We start from the raw sequence: 25,998 nt of genomic DNA on the forward strand, positions 1-25,998 counted from the left end.
ATTAGATGAGTCATGCAAACCCCTTTGAAAGTCCTAAATCCAACATTACCAGCGAGGTCACAGATGTCGACGAAATCGCTGCCGTTCGAAAGGCCCTGCTCCCGATGTGGATCGTCATTTTTAGTTGGCTGTTCCTGATTGTGGGCGTCGGTACCGCCTTGATTTGGCTATTCAGCGCGATTTCGGGCGGTCAATTTTCTTCCTCCTTCTTCGGGTTCGAGGCCTCGGCTCCAGCATTCCATCCGTATTCCCTCGGCCTGCTCGGCCTTTACACCTACGCCGCGGCATTGGCTGGCGGACTGCTCTTGAAACTACGATGGGCACCCAAAGCGGGTATCCTGTGGTGCCTGGTCGGGAGTACGATGTGCATCATCTCGACGGTGCTCAGCCAGTTCACCGTTTTTCGACTCGAGATTCTCGTGTTGATCGCCTTCCTCATCAAACTGAAGGCCATCAGACCGGTGTGGGAGAACGGACCCCAATTGGATGTGGACCGCGATACTTATGACGCCCTCCCCGGGGGAGAAACCGGGCCGGACGCCAACCCCACGGGCAACACCAGCGCCAACCCGATCCCCTGATGCGTTCTCGCCATCTAAGCGAAGGTCAAAAAGGTCGTTTTTCATACGGATCGGGGGTATCTGCGATTTTTTACCACGGAGCGCACAGAGGAAACGGAGTCGGAAAATTCCGACCCATCTCCCTCCTGGTTTTGGTGCTTTCTGGGTTTCTGAGTTTTATGCTACCCTTTCGCGGGGCCTTGAGCCATCACCAGATTTGGAATTTACATGGCTCGGTCTTTTCTTAATGATCCGATTCAAGAGCTTGAGAAGTCAAATCACGATTTCATGTGAGTTTGACGGTTACCAGTTCCCATTCAGTGCGGATAACGATTGGCAAACGAACAATTGGGTTTATTTAAAACTGATTGTCATGAAAGGAAACGAACGTTTTTCCAATACCTTTGCAGCCATGGATACTCACGAAATCATCCGAATGTATCAATGGTTCAGGTGCATTTCTGAAGGACGCATCCCAAAATGGACGAAGCTTGGTTTTATCGAACCAAATATCAGTCTTCACTTGCAAGGATGCCAAGACAATGTGTTATGGACCAAACTACATTTATCTCATGAATTCACGCCAGATTTCCCATCGGGAAACCCGGACCCCGATGACTGGTTCGTTCATATTACACTGGATCTCCGAGATATTTCGGAGATCCTAAGTTATTTATCCTCGACTATGAAGCGCTACCCATTACGCGGCAAAAAACCTCCACAATTGCTAGGCCAGAGGAGAGCGCCGATCCGCTAACTAAGCGCTACTGGAAGAAAATAAAAGACTACTAATCCTGGCAAGTCGATGACGTGAATGGGCACCAGAGCCCATTCACCAGAACACAGCCAATCCTGAACTCGCATGAACCAAGGGTTCCAGGGAACGCGCGAAGCATGCGCGTCACCGTTCGAGCTCCGCGATCCATTCGATAAGGATCGTGGTCTCTCCTGCGCCCTCCGTTTATGGCCACGGATCCAGAAAAACCTCAAAGGCCTCCATCACCAGATGGAGGCCCACCCAAACTCAATGGTTAACCCAACTCAAAACCGAAGATCTCCCACTCCGTCGCCTCCGTGACCTCCTTATGGAATAAACTCTGTAAAGTTCGAGTATAAAGTTGAAAATCTAAACAGGCGAATATTCGGGGAGTTCGTCAAAAAATGTCGGCCCAGCGCCCTGGGTGGGCCCGGCACTTACTGCAACGACGCCCCTCTCGTGAATGCGGGAACTCCCCAGCGATTCGCTTCGATTAGTTACCCACTTGAAACCCGGTGGTCCGGCAATCCGGCCCACGGCCTGGGCGGCGACTCGGCGGTAAAAAAAACGAAGTCACGGCTGGCCGAATCGAAGACCCCTCTCCTAACCCGGCTTCCCGTCGACCCGGGGCCGGGTCAGGATGGGCCAGTACACGGCCGCGAAGATGCCGAAGCCCAGCAGCCAGGCGCCAATGCTGAGGTTCAACAGCAGTGTCGTACTTTGGGGCAGGATCCAGGTGAACAGGACGCGGATCAGGGCCGCAGCGATGAGAAAGAGAAACGCCAGCGACATGATCGGATGCGGTTGCAGCTTGCGGCCCGTATGCCCCAACGAAACGCGGGCCACCATCGCCAAGATCATGTTGCCCATGGCGCCGACCGTCAACATGTGAATCGCCGACGAAGCGTAGGGATTGCCCTGTGCATAGGCCACGGCGAACAGGATGAGTCCGAAGGGAATGAACAGGTACCCGGCGTGCAGGGACCACAACAGCGGAACCCGCAAGGTGGTCCAGGTCTTCCACCGCAGGGCGCGGACGAAATGGCACACACCGGCGAAGGCGAACAGCCCGCTCATCACCCCGTCGGGCAAACGGAAGAGAGGCGCCAGGAAGAACAGGAACGTCAGCAGCCACACCGAACCCAGGCTGAACCACTCGAGCAGCGGAATGGGTGCCACCTTTTGGACCCCCAAACCCCTGGCCGTGAAAAAAGGAATCACCCGGCCACCGATCACCACCATGAGCAGCACCACCAGGAAAATGGCGGCAAGGTAGGCCTGCTTCACCAAAATGGGGTCCTGGCCCAGCAGGCCCGCGTAGGACATCAGGTTGGTGCCCGCGAAGAGCAACAACACCGGCACAAAAAACAGGTTCCGCGCATTCCAGACCTTGAACAGCGGATAGGCCAGCGCGATCCCCGCGACCGGTAGAAACGAGACATCCGTGGTGACCACCAGCCAAGCGGGCAGGTCCCAAAAACCGAGCAGCAACAGGCGGCCCGCCGCCCAGAGCAGGACCAGGAGCAAAAGCGGGATCCCCCGCAGGCCCGGCACACCGGTCCAGTTCTGGACCGCAGTCAACAGGAACCCCACCACGATCGCCCCGCAGAAACCGAAAATCATCTCGTGCGGGTGCCACCAAAGCGCATGGCCGAACGGCTCGAAATGGATGGTTCCCGAAAGGGCCAAACCCCACAAAACCAGGGACAACATCCCAAATGTGCATCCCGCGAGAAACAAGGGCCTGAATCCCAGCCCCATGATGGCCGGGATCTGTTTTTCCACGTGCGGATCTGCCATGACCTTCACCTCCAAGGTGCTTCGATCACACGATCGAAGTCCTTCCTAGAAAATCACTGACCCCCACGATGATTGTAACGGCTAAAGCCGGTTAGGGATTCGCGAGCTTGATCCACAGGTCCTGTTTTCACATTTTTGTCACATGTTCGACACATATCCGCCACCCCGTCTCGTCGAATCGACGGTGACAGGCCGAGGGCCACCCGATGTGACAGTCCATCCCGGTATTGCCGCGATTCGCCAAACGGCTACTCGGTCTGGGCCGGCAATCCCGCGAATTGCTCGCCCAAGCCGTCCTGGCCGAAGGTGCCGAACAACTGGAATCCCGTCAGGCTCTTGCTGTCACTCACCGCTTGGATGTAGCCGATGCGGCCGGTCAGGCCCGGATCCGGGAACAGGGCGGAGGGCAGCGCCACCAGCTTGGTGTTCGGGGCCAGGTCGCGCTCGGTCGTGGCCAGAAGCTGGCCGGCACTGCTGTAGGCCTCCAAACGCACCTTCACCGTCGTCGCGCCCACGTTCAGCATCGCGATGCCCGTCCAGGTCTTGCCGGGCTGGTCGGTCACGTGCGGGAAACACATGCTGTTCGTCAGGAACTCGGCGGCGGGGAATCCGGCCAGCCGTTTCCCGGTGGGATCGCCGAACAACTCGAATCCGGAAATGCTCTGGTCGGCTTCCACCTTCAACCAACTGATCCCGTGATCCGCACCGAACAGCGAGGACACGGTGCCCAGAAGCTTGCCGCGTGGCGCCAGGGTTCGGGCCTCGGTCTGCTGGACGATGTCGCCCGCGTCGTTGTAGCCGATCATGCGGTAGCTGGCCGTCGCTTCGGAGCGGTTGATCAGGGCGATGCCGGTCCAGAAGTTCACGGTATCGGCGGCCACGTGGGCGAAAAAGATGGTGTTGGGTTGGTACACGAAATTGGGGTTGGCCGGCCGCGCCTGGGCCATTTCCAGGCCGGCCATCTGCGCGAAGCCGTCGACCCGACCGAAGATCTCCATCCCGGCGATGCTCGCACGACCGTTGCCGTCGACGAAGCGCCCCCAGTCCGGGAGTTGCTGGAATTTATCGCGAAAATGGAAATCTTCCTGGCCGTTGATTTGGGTGGTCCCGATCCGGATCGGTTCGGTTTGGGTCACGAAATCCAGGGTCTGCGGTTCTTCGGACGCGTTGACCACGACCGCCCGCGTGTACCACTGCTCGGTACGGGCCGCGATGTGCGGCACCACCACTTCCTTGGACAGGCTGCGCACGGCACCCACACTCATCAACTCGCGACCGTCCACCGAGGCGCCGTTGTAGTAACCCACCATGCGCCGCGAGGAAAGCACCTTGACCCAGCGAACCGTACGCGACAGATCCACGTTCCCCGACCTGCCGAAAATGGCGGTCGCCTGCTGGTGGAACCGTTGGCGCGGCAGGAGTTCGATGCTCTCGGTTTTGACCGTCTTGCCGCTTTCGTCCAAACCCACGAGCGTGATTTCCATCGCTTCGGCGTTGGGATTGACCAACCCGATACTCGACGTGATGTTGCCGTCCTCCACCAAAAAGGGCAGAAAGAGGCTGGGCTGACGGGTCTCGACGGTAAAGCCGTAGGGCAGGCCCTGTTTGGATCGTTTGGTGGCTTCGTCCGCCTGGAACACGAGCGCGTAATTGCCGACCACCAGATCTTCGAGCACCAGCGAACCGCGCGACAACCGGTCGCCGGCGATCTCGATCAATTCGAAACGGTCGCCAACTTCACGGTACAGTTCGAACAGCAGCGTGCCCTCGGTTTCCAGACCCAACGCCAGGTCACGACCCTCTTGGGTCACGGCGAAGAAGAAATAGTCGAACGGATCCTCGGCACTGAGTTCCAAGCCGCTGTAACGCCCGCCGGCCAGGGTGCGCGCCTCGCCGAACCCGTTGTTGGGTTCGAAATCGGAATCGTCGAACGACTTGACGTGAAGCAGGCGGGTCGCCGGCTGGACCGCTTCGGTCACGGCCGTGCGGACCGTGACGCTGATGGTGTGGGGCGCCTCGTCGGGCGTCTCGACCGCGAACAGGATCGGACCGGCCTCCCGGCCCTGCCAGGTGGCGGGCGAGGCCCCGGGCCCGAAGTCCCAGAAGAATTCCATGTCCAAATCGTTGGGATCGTGGCCCACGGCCTCGAAATACACCGGAACGTTGGGTTCCACCACATAGTCGCCATCCGGCTCGATGATTTCGGCCTCGGGTTTCAGGTCGGGGTCGTAGACGTGAACGATGCGGGCATCGATCAGTCCATCGCAATTGTCCAGGGCGTCACAGGCTCCGAGAATCAGGGTGTATTCGCCGACACTGTCGAAAACCAGGGGCTCGGGCTCGGGCTCGGTGCTGAAGGGTTCGCCCTCTTCCTCTTCCTCCTCGACGTCTTCGTCGAGGTCGAGCGTCCAGCGCAGGGCGAGCGGCAGGTTGCCGTCGGGATCGGTGGCGGTCCCGCGAATGGCCAGCGGCTGATGGATGTCGTGAAGCAGGTAGCGTCGCTCGAAGTCGTCGGTGCCCGCCTGCAAGGCCGGCTGCAGGATCTCGGCGATCGGGGGGATGTTGGTGTCGTCGTAGATCACCACGCGCCATTCCCAGGGATAGGGCGACCAGATCCCGGCCTGATTCTGGGCGTGGAGCCGCACGTAGTACTCGCCCGCCTTGGCGAATTTCACGTGGCCGGGTGTACGGGTCGTGGCGGTACGGCCGTCGTCGAAGTCCCAGGACCAGGCCTGAATCGAACCGCCCAGCGGGTCCATCGCCTCGGCCGAAAAGAAGAAGCTGGCGCCCTCCGGTCCGAACAACTGGAAACTGTCGGGGCTGATGGACGAAAAGTAGGGGGCGTCGTCCTCGTCGAAGTCTTCCGAATAAACATTGACGAACACCTTGGAACAGGTGGTCGCGGCGCCTTCGGCATCGGTCACGGTGAGCAGGATGTCGAACAGGCCGGGCTCGTCGAACCGCACGATTTCCACGCGCTCACCGCTGAAGGCACGGCCGTCGGAAAGCTGCCAGGCGTAGGTGACCGGGCCTCCTTCGGGATCGCAGGCCTGCGCCACCAGCGAAAGCGTGTTGCCTTCGTCGATCAGCAAATCGAATCCCGGCTCCAGCACCTCGGCCTCGGGCGGTTGGTTGTCCTCGCCGACAAGCGTCAGGCGCGCCGGGATGGGATCCACCAGTTCCGGATTGTCGCGCGGACGTACCGCGAAGAAGACCTCGTGATCGCCTTCCTGTTCCAAGGTCAGGGACAACGCGAAACCCGGGTGCTCGGTGGTTTGCCCCGAAGGATCGCGGACCACCCAACCGCCTTCGAAATCGGCCGGATCACCGTCGTCGGCCAAGCCGCCGACCAGCGCGACCGGTTCACCGAGCCGAACCACGATGAAGGGGTCGGCATCCAGTTGGCTGTCGGGCGGCGTGGGGCTGAGGATTTCGCTGTCGGGGGGTCGTTGGCCCTCGTAGACGAACAGTTCGATGCCGTCGTAGGCGCGCGAGGTGACACCCCGCTCGTCGCGTGCGAAGAGTTGCACGAAGTGGGGTCCGGCATCGAAAAAACACTTGGTGAGATCGTCGGGACCGGAGGTGACGGTGCCGTCGTCAAAGTCCCAAAACAGCGTCAACTCGGCTTCCTCGTCGCTGTCGTAACCGAATCCCAGCATGTCGAGCGGTTCGCCGAGTTCGATCATGATGCCGGTCGCGGGCGCGAGAATGTGGGCCGAGGGTTCCGCGTTGAAGGGGTGTGCCGCCAAATCGTTGACGAACAGGTAGTGGCGATAGGGTTGGCCGGTAGAATCGCCGTCGGTATCCAGGCCCTCCAGGGAAATGACGTAAACGCCCGGTTCGTCGTAGGCTACCTCGAGCGAGGTCGTGCTCGCCGTGCGGCCGTCGCCGAGATCCCAAACGAACTGAAGGTCATCGCTGTCGCCCTCTGCCTGGAGCAGGACCCTGTCGCCGACTTCCACGACCGACTCTTCGAGGGAGAACCAGGCATTGCCGAGCTCGGGGTCTTCACTTTCGTCGGCCGCGAAGACGATGGCCGAGAACAGAAACATCCAAAGCCATAGAGTCCGTGGGACATTGAAAAACCGCACAGTTTCCGTGATAACCAAGGCCGAGCCTCCGTGAAAGCATGTGCCGCGCCGAGGGCGAGCAGATTGGGCGGGATGGTAGGGGGATTCGCAAATCCCTCCCCGAGAGGGCGGTTCACACATCGTTCGGGCGTGATTCGACCCAGGGACAAGAGGGCGGATGGATGTAAAACATTACGTTATATTACGTCGCTTTCACCGACTCGGGAACAAAAAGGGTCCCGATGCCGTGCGGATCCACTATTCATGATCCAGGAAAGCTTTATAATACGCGTTACACACAGGTAAGCCAGGTTCGGAACGGTCACGACGGCCCTCCCCCATCTCGGTCCCTTTCCGGAGCGCGCCAGTCCCTTCGCAACCTCGAAGCTTCGAGATTGCCTCCGCGGCAGCAGGTCGTGGAAGCGTCCCCTGACGGGCCGGGCCATACCGCCAGCATAGGTTTCCATATTCGCAACATGAAGGATCACCCTCATATGAAACACTGTCTGATTGGTGTTCTGGCGCTGCTCTTCTTCGGACCGTCCATGGCCGGATCGGCACACCAGACCCGACCCGTCGAGGGGTTGCACCAAAACCCCCATCGCGTTTTCGCCCTTACGGGCATCACCCTGAACCCCACCCCCGAAGAAACCCTGGAACAGGCGGTTCTGGTGATTCGCGACGGGATCGTGGAAGCCTACGGCCCGCGCGATTCCGTCAAAATCCCCGCCGACGCCGTGGTTCTGGACATGGCCGGCAAACACGTCTACCCCGGGTTCATCGACCTGTACAGCAATTACGGCCTGCCCAGCGGCAAGAAAGGCGGCTCGGGCAAACCCGGCGCGGCCAAGTCGTCGAAAGACACCGCGAAAGGGACCGGCCACGCGAGCCCCGAGGTTCGCGCCGGGCTGCGCGTCCTCGACAGTTGGTCGCCGAACGAGAAGCAGGCCAAAAAGTGGCGCGCCGGCGGCTTTACGGCGATGCTCAGCCTGCCCGATACGGGCGTCGTGCGCGGCCAGAGCGCGTTGGTCCTGCTGGGCACCGACCACGCCAACGACCTCGTCCTGGACGGCTCGACGCCCCAGGTGCTTTCGTTCCAATCGGGCGTCCCCATGGTGTATCCCGACTCCTCGATGGGCGCCATGGCGATGATTCGCCAGACGATTCACGACGCGCGCTGGTACCTGGACGCCCACCGCGCCTATCAGGCCCATCCCGAGGGACAGGCCCCTCCGGCGCTCGACACGGACCTGGCCGCCCTGGCGCCGTTCGTGTCGCACAAAAAGCCATTCCTGTTTGCCGTGCGCAACCACCAGGAAGCCCTGCGCGCAGGTAAGCTGATCGAGGAATTGAAACTGGATGCCTGGGTCTTCGCGGGCGACGACGCCTACCGTCGTGCCGAATCGTTTCGCAAACGGAGCATGCGCCTGATCCTCCCCCTCGACTTCCCCGAGGCGCCCGACGTGGCCGACCCCGCCGTGGAGGCCACCCTGGACCTGCGCGACCTGCGCCACTGGTATCTGGCACCCGCCAGCCCCGGAATCATGGAAAAGGCCGGCCTGTCCTTCGCGCTGACCGCACATGGCCTCGAAAAAGGCGGCGAGGTGCTGGATCGGTTGCGTCAGGCTCACGACCGCGGGCTCTCACGCACGACCCTGCTTTCGGCCCTCACCACCGTTCCGGCCAACTGGCTGGGCCTCGGCCAGACCCTGGGCACGCTCGAAACCGGCCGCATGGCCAACTTTTTCATTACCGACGGCGATCTGCTGACCACCAAGTCCAAGGTCCTCGAATCCTGGGTCAAGGGGCGCCGCAAGGTGCTGGTGGAAACCGAAACCGGCGATCTGCTGGGCGATTACAGCCTCAAACTGGGAAAAAAGAAGACCACCCTCAGCCTGGCCGGCTCCGCTAAAAAGCCGACCGGCAAGCTGAAGCAGGGCAAGAAGGAAGAGGACCTGAAGAAGATCACCTTCACGGGTCACCGCATGACCGCGGTGGTACCGGCCGACCTACTGGGCGGCACCGGCCAGGCACGGCTGACCGCCACCATCGAGGGCGAAACCCTGAGCGGGGTCTTCCTGTTGGCCGACGGGCGCCGCCAAACCTTCGAGGCGACGCGCACCAAGGGTCATAAAAACGGTCCCAAACCCCATAAAAAGAAACCGATACTCGAACAGCCGCTGCCGGTTCTGGTGCCCGACGGCGCCTACGGCCGTGCCAACCTGCCCACCGGGCCCAAGGTCGTCCTGGTGCGCAACGCCACCATTTGGACCGCCGGGCCTCAGGGGATCCTGGAAGGTGCGGACCTGCTGGTCGAGGACGGCAAGGTCAAGGCCGTGGGCAAAGGGCTGCAAGCCCCAGGCGACGCCACCGTGATCGACGCCGCCGGCAAACACGTCTCGCCGGGACTGATCGACGAGCACAGCCACACGGCGCTCAACTCCGTGAACGAATGGACCACGACCAATTCGGCCGAGGTCTCCGTCGGCGACGTCATCGACCCCGACGACATCAACCTCTACCGCCAGCTCGCCGGCGGCCTGACCATGGCCAACCAGCTTCACGGTTCGGCGAACCCGATCGGGGGCCGCAACTCCGTCATCAAGTTGCGCTGGGGCGGCCATGCCGACGACCTGCTTTTCGACGGCGCCATGCCGGGCATCAAGTTCGCCCTGGGCGAAAACGTCAAACGCTCCAATTCGCCGGATTCCTGGCAACGCTACCCCTCGACCCGCATGGGCGTCGACCAATTCTTCCGCGACCAGTTCAAGGCAGCGGCGGCGTACCGCAAGGCCTGGCAGAAATGGCGCAACGACCCCAATGCCGACAACTTGATCCCCCCGCGTAAGGACCTCCGTTTGGAAGTGTTGTTGGAGATCCTCGACGGCAAGCGTCAGATCCACTGCCACTCCTACCGCCAGGACGAGATCCTGATGTTGATCCGCGTGGCCGACGAACTCGGCTTCAAGGTCGACGTCTTCACCCACATCCTCGAAGGCTACAAGGTCGCCGAGGCGATGGCCGAACACGGTGCCATGGGCAACACCTTCTCGGATTGGTGGACCTACAAGGTCGAAGTCCAGGATGCGATTCCCCACAACGCCGCCCTGATGACGGGCATGGGCATCGCCGTGGGTGTCAATTCCGACGACGACGAGCTCGCCCGCCGGTTGAACACCGAGGCCGCCAAAGCCGTCAAGTACGGTGGCATGACACCGGAGGACGCCATCAAACTGGCCACCATCAATCCGGCCAAGCAGTTGCGGATCGACGATCGCGTCGGCAGCCTGGAACCGGGCAAGGACGCCGATTTCGTCATTTGGAGCGGTTCGCCGTTGTCCACCTTGTCGCGCTGTGAGCAGACCTGGATCGACGGCGTTCGCTACTTCGACATCGAAACCGATCGCGCCGCCCGGGAATCGTGGCGCACGCAACGCAACCAACTGGTTCAACTGGCGCTGTCCCAGGGCGACGCCAAGAAAAAGGGCAAGGGCAGGCAGTCCAAGCCACGGCGCGGGCTGCACTGCGACGACGTGGACGCCTTCGAATACGGTTCGCATGATCACGCATGGGGAGGTCACCATGAACATCGTTGATGAGTTCGGTCGCAATCACGAGAGGGTGGTAGGAGCGACGAACCCGCCTCGGGTGATGTTCTCCGATAACCACCCGGTCGCATCGAGGAGCGCCGCAACCCGCGTCGGCACGCTTCGGTCGATGACCTGGAAGTATCTGGCGTTGCTGGTGGCGCTTGCCTTCGGTGGCGTGGCGTTGGCCCACGACATGATCCCGGCCCCGGCCCAAACGCGACCGATCGCCCTTCGCGGCGCCACGATCCACACCATGGCCGGTGCGCCGATCGAGAACGGAACCATCGTCTTCGATGCGGGCAAGATCGTCGCACTCGGCGCGGACGTTCAAATCCCGTCCGGCACCCAGTTGATCGAAGCCACCGGCAAGCACATCTACCCCGGTTTGATCGCCTCCAATACGCGGCTCGGCTTGGTGGAGACCAATGCCGTCAAGGCCACCGTCGACTTCCAGGAGCACGGCGACCACAACCCCAACGTTCGGGCGGAGCGCGCCATCAACCCCGACAGCGAACAGATTCCGGTCACGCGCACCAACGGCGTGGCCCTGGCGATGGCCCGGCCCTTCGGGCTGCTGGCCGGCCAGGGCGCGGTCATTCGCCTCGACGGCTGGACCTACGAGGAAATGACGCTCCAGCCACGGGCCGCGATGTTCATGGACTGGCCGAGATCGGATTTCTGGTCACCGCCCTGGTTGCCGCCCAAAAGAAAAGAAGAATTCAAGAAAAAGCGGGCCAAGCGTTTGAAGGAACTGGATGCTTTCGTGGAAAAGGCCAAAGCCTACCACCAGGCCAAAAAGGCCGCGGAAGCCGGTGGCAAATCACCCGAGTTCGATCCTCGCCTGGAGGCGATGGGCGCGCTCTTGCGTGGTGAGCAACCGATCTGGATCACCGCCAACCGTGCCGACCAGATCCACGAGGCGCTCGACTTCACCGCGCGCCACGGCTTGAAGATGGTGTTGGTCGGCGGCGACCAGGCCATGACCGCGGTCGAGATCCTCGAGGCCCGCGACATTCCTGTCGTGCTGCAACGGATCAATGCCCTGCCAGTCCGCCGTGACGATACCTACGACGAAGCCTTCACCCTGCCGAACCGGCTCCGCGAAGCGGGCATCCGTTTCTGCATCGCGGTCACGTCGCGCATGGGCAACACCCGCAACCTGGCCTACGAAGCGGCCGCAGCGGTCCCCTTCGGGCTGCCCGAGGACGAAGCGCTCAAAGCGGTCACGCTCTACCCCGCCCAGATCATGGGGATTGCCGATCGAGTGGGTTCCCTGGAGAAAGGCAAGGACGCGACGTTGATCGTGGCCGACGGCAACATCCTGGAAATCCCGACCCAGGTGGAGCACATGTTCATCGAAGGCCGCGCCATCGATTTGGACAACCGCCACCGCCAGCTCTACCGCAAGTACAAAACCAAGTACGACCGGATCAAGGGCGAGTGAACGACGCGGCCCGATGCGGTGCATCGGGCCGTTTTTCCCGTGCAGGCATTTGGATTCGGGGAGCCGCCAACCGCCCCGGGTCGCGCCAATGGTGCAACCGGACGTCCCTTCGGATGGACATCCATACCGGGTCGCGCTGAAGGTGCGACCGGACGTCTCTTTGCACCCGCACCCGCCCCGGGTCGCGCTGAAGGTGCGACCGGACGTCCTTTTGCACCCGCACCCGCCCCGGGTCGCGCTGAAGGTGCGACCGGACGTCCCTTTGGATGGACATCCATACCGGGCCGCTCTGAAGGTGCGACCGGACGTCTCTTTGCACCCGCACCCGCCCCGGGTCGCGCTGAAGGTGCGACCGGACGTCCCTTTGGATGGACATCCATACCGGGCCGCTCTGAAGGTGCGACCGGACGTCTCTTTGCACCCGCACCTGCCCCGGGTCGCGCTGAAGGTGCGACCGGACGTCCCTTTGGACCACAAATTATTTAAAACGCGCGCCTTGGCGCGCCACCAGCAGGGACCCTGTAAGGGTCACACAATACAGCGAAGGGTAAGGTGCCGCAGAGGCACCGTAACCCTGGTTGTTCGGGGTTCCCGAACCCCAGCCCTGTAGGGGCGGCTCCGCGAAGGGTCATCGCAGGTGGCGTGAACCCCGAAAAGGCGGCTCCGCGAAGGGCCATCGCAGGTGGCGCGAACTCCGAAGAGACGGCTCCGCGAAGGGCCATCGCAGGTGGCGTGAACTCCGAAGAGCTTCGTCGACCCGCTCCTTCAGAGCTCGCTTCCGGGCACTCCTGGGAACCAGGGTTGCGTCGGCGTCGCCTCCTTACCCGGATCGCCGGACCGCCTTCGCTGTTTTGTGTCGTCCCTTCAGGACGCCCGCTCGTGGCGGGCCTTCGCCCCGCGTTTTTATCAATGGTGGGCCAAACATTCGGTTGGCCATCCCTACAGGATTGGCCACCAACGGTGAACCATTGAGCGTTCGGTTCACCCCGATGGTGTACATCCCAACCCTACACCAGGCTGGATTGATCCTGCCTCGGCTCCCTCTCGGGCGGCTCCGCGAAGAACCATCGCAGGTGGCGTGAACTCCGAAGAGCTTCGTCGACCCGCTCCTTCAGAGCTCGCTTCCGGGCACTCCTGGGAACCAGGGTTGCGTCGGCGTCGCCTCCTTACCCTTCGCTGTCTTGTGTCGTCCCTTCAGGACGCCCGCTCGTGGCGGGCCTTCGGCCCGCGTTTTTATCAATGGTGGGCCAAACATACGGTTGGCCATCCCTACAGGATTGGCCCGGGACCCACCCCATCCAAACAGGGGTTTAATGCCAGGGCGTTCTCTCTCCAGCATTGGCCGGGGATCCACCCTGTCCGAACAGTCAACCATCGAACGCTTTGTTGACCGCGATGGTGCGCATCCCAACATGACACCAGGGTGGATTGATCCTGCCTCGGGTCGCGCTGCGGTCACGCCGCGAGACCTACCGCTCGGCAGCCAAATCCTGGACAGCGGCCTGAATCGCGCGGGCGATGCGCTCGCCCAACTCCGGATCCTCGACGGCCCGCGCCAGGGTGACGCCTCCGCTGAGCAACGCCAAAAGCGCCCAGGCTCGATCCGTATCCGGATGTCCCTCGCCGTCCGGCAACCCGGCCGCAAAGGCCGCGACCGCTTTCAAGAGCTCCTCGCGAAACAGGGCTTGCGTGGACTCGTCGGCGCGACCGACCTCCGGGGTCAGGATTTGTAGCGCGCACCCTTCGGCCAATTCACAGGTTCGCCGCTCACCCAGGTAGAACTCGGCAAAAGGCCCCAACCACTGGTCGCCATCCCGCTCGCGCGCCGCGACGATCGCCTCCGTGAGTTGGCTCATGCCCGCCATCAACGCCTCGCGAAAGGCACCCGACTTCGATCCGAAATGGGCGTAGAACGCGCCCGAAGTCACTCCGGCATCCTTGGCCAAGCCGTCCACACCGGCCCCGTTGTAGCCACGACGGCGGAAACCCCGGCCGACCGCTTCCAACATGCGCCGTCGCGTCTCTTGTTTTTTCTGTGCCTGTTTGGTCTTTGCCATGACGCGACCATTCTAGCCCGCAACAAAGCGATTGACAATATAGCGATCGTTATTTTAAAAATATAATGACCGTTATATAACGATCACTATTCAAAACCCGACGTGCGTCGCGACCACCTCGGCACCTTCCCATCAGGAGTGAAACCATGGCCCATCAAGCCTTTGTCTACACCGAGTTACAACTTTCCGTCCCTTTCGATCAGGCCCCCTGGCGCGAAGTCAATCGCGCCTTGCTGAAACAACCCGGCCTTCGCAACAAAACCTGGCTCGCCGGTTTGGGGAATCATTCCCTGGGCGGCCTCTATACATTCGACAGCCTCGCCGACGCCACCGCCTTCGTGACCGGATACTTTCCGGCGGAGGCGGCCAGGTTCGGCACGGCCCAGACCACCCGGGTCTTCGACGCCACCGTGGTCGAAGAAGCCAGTCGCCAAATGGATTCGCCTCATTTCGGCCATCGACTGGAACAGCGGCCAGGTGCCTTTGTCTACACCGAGGTCCAGATCAGCGTCCCCTTCGCGGAGGCCCCCTGGCGAGATCTCAATCCCATGCTGAAGCGACAGCCCGGCATTCTCACCAAGACCTGGCTCAGCGGCTACCGCACGAACTCGGTCGGCGGGTTCTACGCCTTCACCGACCTCGATAGCGCCACCGCCTTCGCACATCACCAGTTTCCCAAGGAGGCCGCCACCTTCGACGCGGCCTTCTACACCCGGGTATTCGATGCGGCCCAAGTGGCGGAAGCCAGTCGTGAACTCCACTCTCCGTTCTTCGTGAGCTGAAGCGGCATGATGGGCGGCCATCCCACCCAGGGTGGCCGCCTTCCCTGCTCGACCCTCCGGTACGTCGGTCAGGCCCACACGGATCGAAATCCCGCGGCCGCCATCGAATCCGAACACGAGTGAGAGGATCGAGACCCTAGGTTCGTTGTGCTTCCGAAGATCACGCACGGCCCCTTCCCGATCCGGCGCCATCGGGCCCGTTCCCCGAAGGCGGTCCCCCGAAGCCGGTCCCCCGAAGGCGGTCCCCCGAAGCCGGTCCCCCGAAAAACAGGTCGTGCAAGAAATCATGGAGAAGCATATGAACACCCTGAAGAACTTATGGATATTGCTGTTACTCGCCGTTCCATCCGCCTTCGGTGCGGGGGACGCGGGCCTCACTGGCAGCGTTTTCGGCGTGCGCGAATCGATCGACGGAAACCTGGAAACGATCGACATCGCGGGCCGCAACGGCTCCCTGAACCCCCGAGCCGACGAACGGGACGGCGAACTACCCTTCGTCGAACTCGCCACCCTGCACCTGCCCAACGGCAACCACGTCGTCTTCGCCGTCAACCTCGACGAGGGCGATCTCTCCTTCATGGAGGCCGGCATGAACGAGGAAACCTCGCCCGCCTTCCCTGCCGATCCCCGCATTTCGATTCTCGAAAAGTACCTGATGCTGACGGACGCGACCACGCCCGTCCCCGAGCTTCTCGTGGCACTCACCCCCGATGACGACGATGCCCACGCCATGATGGGCCCACGCCGCATCGTGGATCGCATGGAATCGCCGATCCACGTGGCGGAAGCCCGCATGGCGGACCTGCCGACCCCCTTCGACAAAGCGGCGGTGACCTACAACTGCTACGGAAGCGACACGGCCGCCAACTTCGAAGCGGTTCACTGCAATTATTCGGGTTCGGCGGTGGATTACTGCGATTCCGGCAAATGGTACTACCTGATCCGCACGTCGCCACTCAAGGCCAAGAACTCGTTCTCCCGCACCACCTATTGCGGCGAGGACACCGGCAAGGCGACCCACCTGCGCTATTCCGCCACGAACAAGTGCTGCAACTTCCCGGGGATCAGCACGGCGTCCTATGGCCACAATTCCTGGTTCTGGAAGCACGTCTCCGGCCCGCGCCGCTACCGTCGCGTGTTGCAGTACCGCGGCCCCTATCCTCCCTGGAACCACTACCAGCACGCCGACGGCTACGTCCGCTGCTTCACCCTGTTCTTCGACTGACCCTCCTCCGCCTCCGGGATCTCACCCAACTGAGCCTGGGCTGCCCGGCCCGCCTGCGCAGTCCAGACTTTTCTCGCCCACATCGAACCCGCTTCACCACGCGAGGCTCTGGTTTTTCGTGGTCGGCACCGCTATGATGAGAACAACCACGATTTACGTCATTCTCGCGGTAGCAAACGATCATGAGTCTACCTACACCAGCAAAATTCCGCGTCAATCTCACACGCTCCAACATCTCGTGTTTGCGCGATGAATGGACGAGCTGGTTTGCGCAGATCCGCGCCGCCGACGAAGACGGCCGCCACCACTCGCGTCTTGAAGCGCTCGAGAAGATACTGCACAAGGCCGCCGGAACCCTGAGCGAACACGCCTCGACCCTGCCCGCGGTCGCTCCCTGGCAACCCTGCACCACGACCGACGACCGAACCCTGTGGCTGCGCAAGGTTTGGGATTTTTTTCGCGAAAAACTCGATCAGCGGCGCGGGCCCGCCAAGGCCCTGCTCGACGCGGCCGACGAGGTCTGCTGGAGCTGCTTCGGACCGCCTCTGGCCAGGGCCGCCGGCTGGAGCCGGAACGTTGCCAAACGTCCGCCGCCACTGCCCTACCTCGACGCCAGTTTCTACCCCGCCACGCTGCCCAACGAGCGCATTCCACGCGGCCTGATGCGCGACCACGACCGCGCATTTTTGGACGAGCACCTGGGCACCATTCCGATCCCCGTCCTGCGCCTGCCGGCTGCCTGCCTCGCCGCGCCCTGGTGGCTGGTGCTCATCGGGCACGAATGCGGCCACCAGATCCAATACGCCCTCGGACCCGAGGGCCGACTGGTGACGGACATCGAGGATTCGGTGCGGGCGCTCGTCCTGCGGGAAACCGGGGACGACGGGCGTGCCGAGGATTGGGCCGCCTGGTCCCAGGAGCTGTTTGCGGACCTTTGGTCCATTTGCACCATGGGCCCCAGTGCCATCGACGCCATGCGCCTGCTGGAGTGGCACACGACCGACACCATGAACCGCGCGAGACGTCGCTACCCCGCGCCGCGGGTGCGGCTGGCCTTCATGGCCGAGGTCTGGCGGATCTGGCTGGCCCGTGCCGGTGAGCCGGTTCCCGAATCGGCCGAGCTGCTTCCCGGCATCGCCAACCCGGAAGCCCCAGCGCTGCCAGCCGATACCCAGACGGATTTGGCCCTGGTTCGGCCGATGGCGGAACACCTGCTCGGTCCCCTGCCGGGCTTCGAATTCGACCTGTTCAAGCTCAGTGGCCGCGAACCGCTCGATTTTCAGGACGGGGGCCAGGTGGATCTCTGGAATCACGACCTTCGTCGCGGCAAACAGCCGTTCGCGACGACGGCGCCGGCGGCCGCCTTCATGGCCGCGGCGGTATTTCGTTTCTGGTTCCAAGAACCCCGCCCGGCGCCCGACGCACCCGACACAGAGACGGCCGAGCTACGGCTGCAGCGGTGCCTGAATTCGATAACGGCCTGTAGCCCTCCCGGCACGCGCGGCCCTGTCGAGCCCGAACTACCAGACCTGGGCAAGGCCCTGCTGGAGAACCCATTACCGGAGACCGAGCCATGATCGAGTGGAGCCTGTCCGCCGTCTCGGATGGCCGGAACCTGACCTTGACTCTCGCAGACGCCGATGGCCAGGTTCGCGGCAGCCGCCACTTGACCTGGGTTCGCGCCGGGAGACTGGCCTATCCCTGCCCGCCCTCGGAGGAGATCGCCGGATTGGCCCAAGACCATCCAGCGGCCGAACTCACCGCCACCCAAGCCGCCACCAAACTGCTCCAGGCATTCCGCGATCTCAGCGACGGCACCAACGAGCCGGATCTGGTCGCCCGCATCGGGGCCTGGCTGTTCGCGATGCTGTTGGGTGCCGACCAATGGGAGGCGATCCGCACCGAAGCCGCCGGTCAGCCGATTCACTTGCGCCTGGTCACCGAAGATGCCCGCATCGCCGCACTGCCGTGGGAACTCATGCGCCACGAAAACAGGTTCCTGCTGGAGGCCGGCCTTCAAATCAGCCGCACGCTGCCCCACGACCCGAACAGTGAAATAGCCACCCGTTTGATCTTTCCGGTGAAGGTCCTGTTCGTCATCGGCAGCGATCTCAAGGACAAGCGGGTTCAGGCCGGAGCCGAGTTCCTGGGCCTGATCCAGCGCGTCGCCGCCTCCCAGTTCGCGCTGCAACACCGGCTACTGCTGAACCCCAACCAGGACCGGTTAAGGGACGAGGTTGCGGCCTTTCAACCCCACCTGGTTCACTTCATCTGTCACGGCGATTTCAGCCCGGACGGCTGCATCTTGGAGCTGCGCAGCGAGGAAGGCACCGAGCGCCTGTCGGCCGAAGCGCTCGCCCAAATCCTGACCCGTCCGCAAGGCACCGCGATCGAAGCGCCCATGGTGGTGTTGAACGCCTGCCATTCCGGCGGCTACCTGGGCGGCCTCCACGTCTCGACGCCGATGGCCTGGACCCTGGTCGCCGAGGGCCTGCCCCTTGCCGTGGGCATGAGCGGCAGGGTCGCCGACGACGCCTGCCGCCGGTTCACATCCAACTTCTACAAGGCGATCCTGCTCGGCGAGGCGCCGGAGCACGCGGTGTGGCTGGGTCGTAGCGCCACTTTCGGCGCGGGCCACGATCCACTGGGCTCGTTGGACTGGGCCAAGCCGGTCCTGGTCTGCCGGCAGGGATTTCGAATCGGCATCTGCCCCGATGCCAAGGCCGACGCGGAGAAGCTGCTGGGTCAGGCACGCCGGTTGACGGCCCGCAGGGAAGACCGGCTGGGTTTTTACGGCCGCGATCGCGTGTGCCGGGCCGCGCGCCAACTGATGACCGCACAACAAGGGGTGACACGCACGCTGCTGGTGGTGCAGCCCGCGAGTCCGCTTCGCACAGACGACAAATTCGGCCTCTCGCGAACCCTGCGCGAGCTGGCGCACCGCTTCATGTTCGAGGGCCTCGCACCTTGCCTGCTGGACGATCGACTGATCGCCAAAGCCAGCCGCCAGCAACCGCCCGACGTCGGGGATGCGTTGACCCTGGCCTATTACCTGGTGCAGTCGATCCGCGAAACGGGCAAGGTCATCGGCCTGCCCCTGGCGAAAAGCCGCTACGTGAATTACCTCATCAAGTGGGCCCGGGCCGGTGCCCAGCCGGAGCAACTGCCGGACGATCTGGCCCCCTTCATCGAGGATTGGGCCGACGAGGTGACGGAGACCATGGTCGCCGCGGCCGTCCGGCTGGAGTTCAAGGCCTTCATGGCTGCCTGTGACCGCCTGCCGATCGCCCTGATCGATTACACCCATCTCAAATGCGACAACGGTCTGACCTTGCTGATCGAGTTCCTCGACGACTTCGGCCTCGGCGACCACGATCAACCGATCCCCGTCGTCGTGACGGTCGACCGCACCAGCGGCAATGCCGATCAGGGCCCCCGTCTGGACCGCCTCAAAACGTGGAAGGCCGGGCTGGGCGAGCATGCCCTGACGGTGGACCTGACGCCCTTCGCCGACGCCGAGGAAGCGCTGGCCTACAAGCGCTACCTGCTCGATCAATCGCCGCCGCTGGTGCCCGACATGGCCCGGCTTGCCGATTGGGAGCAAGGCTATTTGCTGACCATGCAGCAACTGGTGGAAGGCGTGCCCTCGCGATTGGCCATGGACACACCGATGCCGGCGGTCACGCTGGCGAAAAATCTCAACATCCTGCGCGAGGCCGATCCCGCCGACCTGCTGCCCTCCTTCGAAACGGTGGAGGCGGATGGATGAAACACCTCGATCGATATCGTCATCCCGAGAGGGACCGATCCGAAAGCCGGACAGCGCATCCCGAGGAGCCGGTGGGAACCTACATCCTCAAGGCGCAGGAGTACGCCTTTCCCGAGTTCTATGACGCCGGCGGTGGCGGCGGCCCAGCCATGTTTCACGCGCCGGTCCTTTCACCGGCGGATCTGGCCCAGGCGCGCGAAACCCAGGTCCAAACGCGCCGCGACGCCTATCTCGCCCAGGAGGATGCGCGGTTCTGGCTGCGCCTCGCCTGGCCGCCCTACTGGACGCCGCGCCTGCTGGGTTCGGTCCTCGCCCGCGACAACGTCACCCGCAATCCAGGCATGGTCACCCACCGAGACCCTGCGGAGGCCGCCAGCCGGCCGGGCCAGCTCCCAACCGATCTCGGCGGCATCGACGACTTGATCCAGCGTTGCGAGCACCTCGATATCCTGGAACGCTTCGAAACCCTGCCCGGCCTGGACGAGATCGAAGCGCCCGATCCCGCCGACGACCGCATCGAGTTGCTGCCCCAGGCCCGCGCCTTCATCCTCGAAAAGCTGGACGAGACCCCCGGTCAGATCGCACGTCTGACCCAGGAAGCGATGTCGGTCGCCGAGCACCTTCTGGCCGCGAACCCGGCGATCCTGACCAAGGAGCCGCGCATCGCGCGCTGGGCGGAACTGGCGAAATACCTGCACGACGTCAACGGGTTCCGCGAGTTCCTGCGGGACCGGTTGATCGCGGCGATGGACCGCGACGACCTCACCGCGGCCATGGCCTGGATGCGCGAGGCCCGCGCCCTCGCCGAGCCGCTCGGGGGCCGCCTGGCTCCGGCGGTGGAGGGCAACGCCCGCTACCTGGAACTGCGCCAGCGTACCCAGGACGACGAGCGCCGCCTGTGCCATTTCCTCGAACGGGAAGAGCAGATCGCGGCCTTCGACCGGTTGCTCGACGGCCACGGCGACTCGAACGATCCGCCCTGGTCCCTGCACTACGTCGGCCCGGGCGGCATCGGCAAAACCATGCTGGTGCGCCACCTCGTGAGCCGCCACGTGCCCCGGCTCGGCGGTGTGGCGGCCCGCATCGACTTCGACTTCCTCGATCCGGACTACCCGGTGCGGCGGCCCGGCCTGCTGCTGGAACACCTTGCCGAGGAACTCCGCCTCAAGGACACCGAATCGCGCTCGGAGGAGAACTACTACAGCTTTTCCACGGCGCTGATTCGCTTCAACGAGTGGCTGACCGGCGAAGCCAGCGAGCAGGAACGCGAGCGCCCCCTCGAAACTGGCTGGTTTTCGTCGCTGTTGGACGCCTTCGCGGGCATGATCCGCAACCTACCCGAGCCCGTCGTGCTGGTGCTGGACACCTGCGAGGAACTGGCGCGGCCAGGCCCCACCGGCAAACCGACGCGCGCCATCGCCGATACCTTCGCGATCTTCGACCAACTGCGCGACATGACCCAACATTTCGTGCTGGTACTGGCGGGCCGACGACTCTTGGCGGGCAGCGGCCACGGCTGGACCCGAATCGGCGACCCCACCCACGAGGGCCTGCCCGAGCGCCGCCACCTGTGCCTCCACGAGATTCGCGGATTCCGCCGAGGCGAAGCCGAACGTTATCTGAATCTCGCCGGCGTCTCCGCCAAGAAGATGCGGCGCACCATCCTGAATCGTTGCGAAACCGACGCCCGCCACGCCGTCCGCATCCGGTTCGACAAGTCGGCCACATCGGAGAAGAACGTTCGCGGCAAGCGCTACCACCCGTTCGAACTGGACCTCTACGCGAAATGGGTGCGCGAGGACCCAGCAATGAACCCGGAGCGCCTGACCCGCTCGGGTTCGGATCGCTACGTGGAAGAGCGCATCGACGGCCGCCTGCGCCACCCGGAGCTGCGCCGCTGGATGCCGGTGATCTCCATGCTGACGCGCTTCGACGACGAGATGCTGCGCGCAGCCCTGGGCATGTCGCGCCACGACGAGGGTTTCGATGCCATCTTCCAGGAGTTGGCGCGCCAGGAGTGGATTCTGCGGGCGGACGGGTTCCTGGGCATCCAGCCGTTGCTGCGCGAGCGGCTGCGGCGGTTCTACCACGAGCGCTCGGCGTTGGTACGAGACCGCGCGCGTTCGCGGCTGATCCCGCACCTGATGGCCTGGCTGGAACGCATCCCGGTAGCCTCGATTCACGAGGTTCAGGTCACCGCCTTGTTCGAGCTGACCGCCGGCCACGCCGAGCTCCAGCTTCAGGCGTGGCGCACCTTGCGCGGGCGTCTGATCGCCGCCAAGGACTGGTCGCGATTGTCCCGGCTGGCCGATCGGCTCTGCACCGGTCCCCTGGCGGCGACAGAAGGCGCCCCGGCAACCGCGGTCCCCCCCGCACGCCTCTTGGTCTTGGCCGATTACGTGGCCGCCACCCGCCACCTGCAACTGGTTCCCGACGCCCTCAGCTTTTGGCAGTTGGTATTGAGCGGTTTACCGGTACTGGCAGAGGGCCTGGAACGGGAACGGCTGCGCATTCGCGCACTGGCCGGTTTGGTGGTCGGCGTGGCGCTGAACCACGGCGACACCACCGCCCTGAGTTTCTCCGATTCGTTTTGCTACTGCGCCACGGAATGTCTCGAGGGTCCCGAAGGTTTCTGGGACGACGACATGATGGCCTGTGCCATCGCCACCTGCGAGCACTTGGTGGAAATCATCGAACGCCAACGGGAAAACGAGTTCGGCCTTCACCGGATTCACACATCACTGGCGCCCCTGTTGGCGGGTCTTCGCGCGCGGGCTACGGCGCCGGTGCTCCAAACCTACGCGGAAGCGTTGCGGGTGCGCGCATCGCTGTGGCAGGATCCGCCACCCGAAACGGCGGAAGCGTTTCGCGGCTGGTGGGCCAAGGCGGAGGCGCTGCCGGCCGAAACCCACGCCTGGCTGGATTGGCCCGCCCCCAAGAATCTCCGAACCAAGTTGAAACTGGAGGCGCTGTTCCACGGCTGGCCGCGATTCCTCGATAGCTCGTGGATCTTGGACCGTTGTGCGTTCAAACCGGATTTGAAAATTCGGGACACCGCGCGGGATCGCCTGCAAAGCCTGCTCGGCAGGATTCATATCACCCTGTCGCAAAGCGCCTTCCCCATTCGTGACACCGCCATCGCCTTCGTGAAAATCAAACCGGAGGACGTTCCGTCGAACGACCAATACAATAGCCTGCGCCGCATTCCCCCGCTGGTGTTGACCCTGATCGAAGGGGGCGTTTCATTGTGGAACCCCAACGATGTGTTGACTCCTTTGCTCAAGAAGGCGGTGTCCCTCGGGCTCAACCACTTCTGGGTGACCCAGGCCGAGCATCTCCAGGCCAAACTCGCCCTGCCCTCCCCCGGCTCCCTTTCGGTCGGTGCCGGCATCGAGCCACCGGACCTCGACGTGGGCCTAACGCCGGAGAAGTACAGCCAGGTAAAAGATGGCTTTTCTTTTCCCGGCCCGGAAGACACCGATAACGGGGGATCCTTGGGCATCGAACCGGACGATCTCTTCGATCCGGACGATGACGAAATGGAACCGGAACCGCCAAAGCCGGTGGAGCCCACCCAGAGCAGTAGCCCGATCGATGCCGGGAAACCGCCGCGATCGGGCCCGAGCCAAGCGCCCCAAGACTCGCTCCCCGGTGACGAAGGGGGTGGTGGCGGCCCGCAGACAGATCCGTGGCAGCCCGAAATCTCGCTGAACCTTCGGGTGCGGTCACCGATTTGGCCGATGGGCATCAAGGACATGAGCGTCGACCTCGAATGGTTGCCGCGTGGCGCAGAGACACATTGGGCGCACCGCCAGAGCCTGAAAGGCGCCGATTTGGACCGAATCCCCGAGGTGCTGTTGCTTCCCGATGCCACCCTCCTTCGAAGCGGGTTCGATACGGCGCCGACCGCCGCGCTACGCCTGGTCGCGCAACCGGCCGTCCACCATTGGCCACCCTGGGAGCGGTTCATGTGGCAGGCATTCGATCGCGCGGCACGCCAGGCCGGGAAGCGGGATCCGGAAGCGAAAGGTTTGGAAATCGTGCGTCTGGTCGAGCCCGAGCGCCCTCCACAAACCGCACCTGCCACCTACCAGGACTTCAGCGGGATTTTCCTGCTCTGCGACGACAAGTATGCGATGGATCTGACGGCTGCGGAGTGGGACCAACCGCCCTTCCAACTCAGCCACGTGGGTTCGCTGGACAGACCTCCGGATACCAAGATTCCGCGCTCGGTCGTCCACTTGATCGGGCGACCCTTCGAACTGGCCGAGGAAGTCGGATTCTCGCCTCACTTCGAATCCAAGGGGATGTCCAAACAACGGGCGGCCCAACCCGGTGAGTGGTTCGACGCGGGCGAACTCAGCCGTTGGTTTCCCGAGACCGCGCTGTTCGTGCTCCAGCTTCCGCCGACCTACACGACCCCCGACCCGCGCGCCACCGCCTTGATGCGCGTGCTCGGTGCCCATCTCACTGCGCAAAGCGGTGGGCAGGTGATCGTGGTGCCGCCCCTGCCCATGGATGCGTCCGGTAACGCGGCGCGATCGATAGCGACTTCCCTACGGGCATGGATGCGCATTCGAACGCGCGACGAACCCTGGAACGACGCACACGCTTGCCACTTGACCTCAGCCCTGAAACAAGATCTGATGACGCTGCACACCGGAACGAAAGCCCCCGCCGACGACCCGCCGCTCGCGTGGGAAGTCACCCTGTTCGCAGCCGACCCCACCCCGCCAAGGAGCCGATCATGAGTCGATGGAATTTCATTACCAATTTGTTCAACACGCCCAGCCAACAGTGGCAGTTCGAGACCCTTCCCGCCGATCGCGTGGAGGGCGGCACACCGTCGATCGAGGCCAAGGCGAACCAGCACTACTTCCGCCTGACACTGGCCGAGATGTTCCTGGCCGACAGCCAGAAATGGGGCACCACCCGCCACCCCATCACCCACTCGCTGGTCAAGCTGAAGTTCGGTGCCGGCGATGCGGTGGAAATTCCCTCCATCGCCGGCAAGATGCAGCTCCGGGGGTTCGAGTCGGCCGGTCAGGACAGCGTGATTCGCCTGAACTACCCACTGACCCCGCGGCTGCCGTTCTCGGGCGGGATCGTCACCCTGGAAGCGGGGTTGATGAGCCTCCGAAGCGACAACCTGCTGGCCACCTACGCCAAGACCCTGGGCGATTTCGCCACCCTGCTGAACGTGCCGGCGGTGTCATCCGCGCTCCAGATCGCACAACCCCTGGCCACCGGCCTGCAAGAGCTGCTCGGCGCGGGCGAGGCCGAGGTCCGCCTGGGCCTGCACCAGACGTTTAGCGGCCAAAGCGACGGCGCCCCCCTGACCAGCGGTTACCTGGTGACCCTGGCCGCCACCGAAGACGAGTTGCCGCCAGGCCAGCTCTGGATCCGCAACGGCCGGCTCCATCGCGGCACCACCATGGCCGACAGCACCCCCATGACCGGGGTGGACTACCTGCTGTTCCGACTGGATGTCTTCGCCGAACGCGACGATTGGCGCGCGTTGGAGTACATCAAAAAACCTTGGCAATCGGCCATGACCTATCGCCGCCAAGGTGAGCGGGAGACGGCCAATGTCTATTTCAATTCCGCGCAGACCGCGGTCATCGAATCGCACGACCTGACCGAGGTCGACAAGATCCGCATTTTAAACGGCATGGACAAGGAGTTCAAAAGCGGCCAACCCAGCGATGGCTTTTTGAATGTGGCGCCCGAGCCCCGCGACGGCGCGCTGTCGACGCCCATGGCCGACTCCGATGAAACGGCGGCCTCGTCGACGACACCGAAGGACGAGTTGGCGCGTTTGGCCGGTACGATGAGTTACGCGGATGCCATGCGTGAAATGAGACGGGGCACGAACCCGGTGAACATGTTGTCTCGATCGCGGGCCCCGGAGCTGGATGACGAAATCGAATGAGTCCGGGGAAGA

At 63.3% G+C, this 25,998-nt stretch carries 13 protein-coding genes; 10 read left to right on the forward strand and 3 right to left on the reverse strand.

Going from position 1 to position 25,998, the window contains the following annotated elements:
* The first annotated feature begins 5 nt into the window (after positions 1 to 5).
* Both J3U87_RS31095 and J3U87_RS31100 read left to right on the forward strand, forming a co-directional pair.
* On the forward strand, positions 6 to 581 hold the full coding sequence (locus J3U87_RS31095; RefSeq protein WP_237379697.1) for a hypothetical protein: 576 nt from the start codon (positions 6 to 8) through the stop codon (positions 579 to 581).
* Between the two features lie 244 nt (positions 582 to 825).
* Positions 826 to 1,317 carry a WapI family immunity protein gene (locus tag J3U87_RS31100; RefSeq protein ID WP_237379698.1) on the forward strand — a complete coding sequence of 164 codons (492 nt, stop codon included), beginning with the start codon at positions 826 to 828 and terminating at the stop codon, positions 1,315 to 1,317.
* Between the two features lie 603 nt (positions 1,318 to 1,920).
* Here the strand turns inward: J3U87_RS31100 and J3U87_RS31105 are convergent.
* Both J3U87_RS31105 and J3U87_RS31110 read right to left on the reverse strand, forming a co-directional pair.
* Positions 1,921 to 3,117, reverse strand: a complete 1,197-nt coding sequence (locus tag J3U87_RS31105; protein WP_237379699.1) for an NnrS family protein — start codon at positions 3,115 to 3,117, stop codon at positions 1,921 to 1,923.
* Positions 3,118 to 3,365: 248 nt separating this feature from the next.
* Positions 3,366 to 7,169: a PKD domain-containing protein gene (locus J3U87_RS31110; RefSeq protein WP_237379700.1), complete on the reverse strand. Its 3,804-nt coding sequence runs from the start codon at positions 7,167 to 7,169 to the stop codon at positions 3,366 to 3,368.
* A 512-nt stretch (positions 7,170 to 7,681) separates the two neighbouring features.
* On the opposite strand from J3U87_RS31110, the gene J3U87_RS31115 reads away from it, so the two are divergent.
* Together J3U87_RS31115 and J3U87_RS31120 are read left to right on the forward strand one after the other, a co-directional pair.
* Complete coding sequence (locus J3U87_RS31115; RefSeq protein WP_237379701.1) at positions 7,682 to 10,783, forward strand: amidohydrolase family protein; 3,102 nt, start codon at positions 7,682 to 7,684, stop codon at positions 10,781 to 10,783.
* On the forward strand, positions 10,770 to 12,221 hold the full coding sequence (locus J3U87_RS31120) for an amidohydrolase family protein (protein WP_237379702.1): 1,452 nt from the start codon (positions 10,770 to 10,772) through the stop codon (positions 12,219 to 12,221). Before J3U87_RS31115 ends, J3U87_RS31120 begins: the two co-directional genes overlap by 14 nt.
* A 1,469-nt stretch (positions 12,222 to 13,690) precedes the next feature.
* Here the strand turns inward: J3U87_RS31120 and J3U87_RS31125 are convergent.
* Entirely contained in the window at positions 13,691 to 14,278 is a 588-nt protein-coding gene (locus J3U87_RS31125; RefSeq protein ID WP_237379703.1) for a TetR/AcrR family transcriptional regulator, read from the reverse strand.
* Between the two features lie 146 nt (positions 14,279 to 14,424).
* On the opposite strand from J3U87_RS31125, the gene J3U87_RS31130 reads away from it, so the two are divergent.
* The 6 genes from J3U87_RS31130 (at position 14,425) to J3U87_RS31155 (ending at position 25,986) form a co-directional block, all read left to right on the forward strand.
* On the forward strand, positions 14,425 to 15,060 hold the full coding sequence (locus J3U87_RS31130) for a YdhR family protein (RefSeq protein ID WP_237379704.1): 636 nt from the start codon (positions 14,425 to 14,427) through the stop codon (positions 15,058 to 15,060).
* 298 nt (positions 15,061 to 15,358) lie between these two features.
* Complete coding sequence (locus tag J3U87_RS31135; RefSeq protein ID WP_237379705.1) at positions 15,359 to 16,285, forward strand: hypothetical protein; 927 nt, start codon at positions 15,359 to 15,361, stop codon at positions 16,283 to 16,285.
* 182 nt (positions 16,286 to 16,467) lie between these two features.
* A complete protein-coding gene (locus tag J3U87_RS31140; protein ID WP_237379706.1) occupies positions 16,468 to 17,862 on the forward strand; it encodes a hypothetical protein in 1,395 nt (464 codons plus the stop codon).
* Positions 17,859 to 20,054, forward strand: coding sequence for a CHAT domain-containing protein (locus J3U87_RS31145; protein WP_237379707.1), 2,196 nt, complete (start codon positions 17,859 to 17,861; stop codon positions 20,052 to 20,054). Before J3U87_RS31140 ends, J3U87_RS31145 begins: the two co-directional genes overlap by 4 nt.
* Positions 20,051 to 24,805 carry an ATP-binding protein gene (locus J3U87_RS31150; RefSeq protein WP_237379708.1) on the forward strand — a complete coding sequence of 1,585 codons (4,755 nt, stop codon included), beginning with the start codon at positions 20,051 to 20,053 and terminating at the stop codon, positions 24,803 to 24,805. The genes J3U87_RS31145 and J3U87_RS31150 overlap by 4 nt, the downstream gene beginning before the upstream one ends.
* Positions 24,802 to 25,986 (forward strand): hypothetical protein, encoded by a 1,185-nt coding sequence (locus J3U87_RS31155; RefSeq protein ID WP_237379709.1) that lies wholly within the window; start codon positions 24,802 to 24,804, stop codon positions 25,984 to 25,986. Before J3U87_RS31150 ends, J3U87_RS31155 begins: the two co-directional genes overlap by 4 nt.
* Positions 25,987 to 25,998: the final 12 nt, after the last annotated feature.

This window comes from Sulfidibacter corallicola (genome assembly GCF_017498545.1).
GTDB classification, from domain to species: Bacteria; Acidobacteriota; Holophagae; order Acanthopleuribacterales; family Acanthopleuribacteraceae; genus Sulfidibacter; species Sulfidibacter corallicola.

Bases quoted from the DNA above. Each gene is read 5' to 3' on its own strand.
- J3U87_RS31125 (WP_237379703.1), bottom strand. From the start codon at position 14,278: ATGGCAAAGACCAAACAGGCACAGAAAAAACAAGAGACGCGACGGCGC.
- J3U87_RS31150 (WP_237379708.1), top strand. From the start codon at position 20,051: ATGAAACACCTCGATCGATATCGTCATCCCGAGAGGGACCGATCCGAA.
- J3U87_RS31155 (WP_237379709.1), top strand. From the start codon at position 24,802: ATGAGTCGATGGAATTTCATTACCAATTTGTTCAACACGCCCAGCCAA.
- J3U87_RS31145 (WP_237379707.1), top strand. From the start codon at position 17,859: ATGATCGAGTGGAGCCTGTCCGCCGTCTCGGATGGCCGGAACCTGACC.
- J3U87_RS31115 (WP_237379701.1), top strand. From the start codon at position 7,682: ATGAAACACTGTCTGATTGGTGTTCTGGCGCTGCTCTTCTTCGGACCG.
- J3U87_RS31130 (WP_237379704.1), top strand. From the start codon at position 14,425: ATGGCCCATCAAGCCTTTGTCTACACCGAGTTACAACTTTCCGTCCCT.
- J3U87_RS31110 (WP_237379700.1), bottom strand. From the start codon at position 7,169: ATGTTTCTGTTCTCGGCCATCGTCTTCGCGGCCGACGAAAGTGAAGAC.
- J3U87_RS31135 (WP_237379705.1), top strand. From the start codon at position 15,359: ATGAACACCCTGAAGAACTTATGGATATTGCTGTTACTCGCCGTTCCA.
- J3U87_RS31095 (WP_237379697.1), top strand. From the start codon at position 6: ATGAGTCATGCAAACCCCTTTGAAAGTCCTAAATCCAACATTACCAGC.
- J3U87_RS31140 (WP_237379706.1), top strand. From the start codon at position 16,468: ATGAGTCTACCTACACCAGCAAAATTCCGCGTCAATCTCACACGCTCC.
- J3U87_RS31105 (WP_237379699.1), bottom strand. From the start codon at position 3,117: ATGGCAGATCCGCACGTGGAAAAACAGATCCCGGCCATCATGGGGCTG.
- J3U87_RS31120 (WP_237379702.1), top strand. From the start codon at position 10,770: ATGAACATCGTTGATGAGTTCGGTCGCAATCACGAGAGGGTGGTAGGA.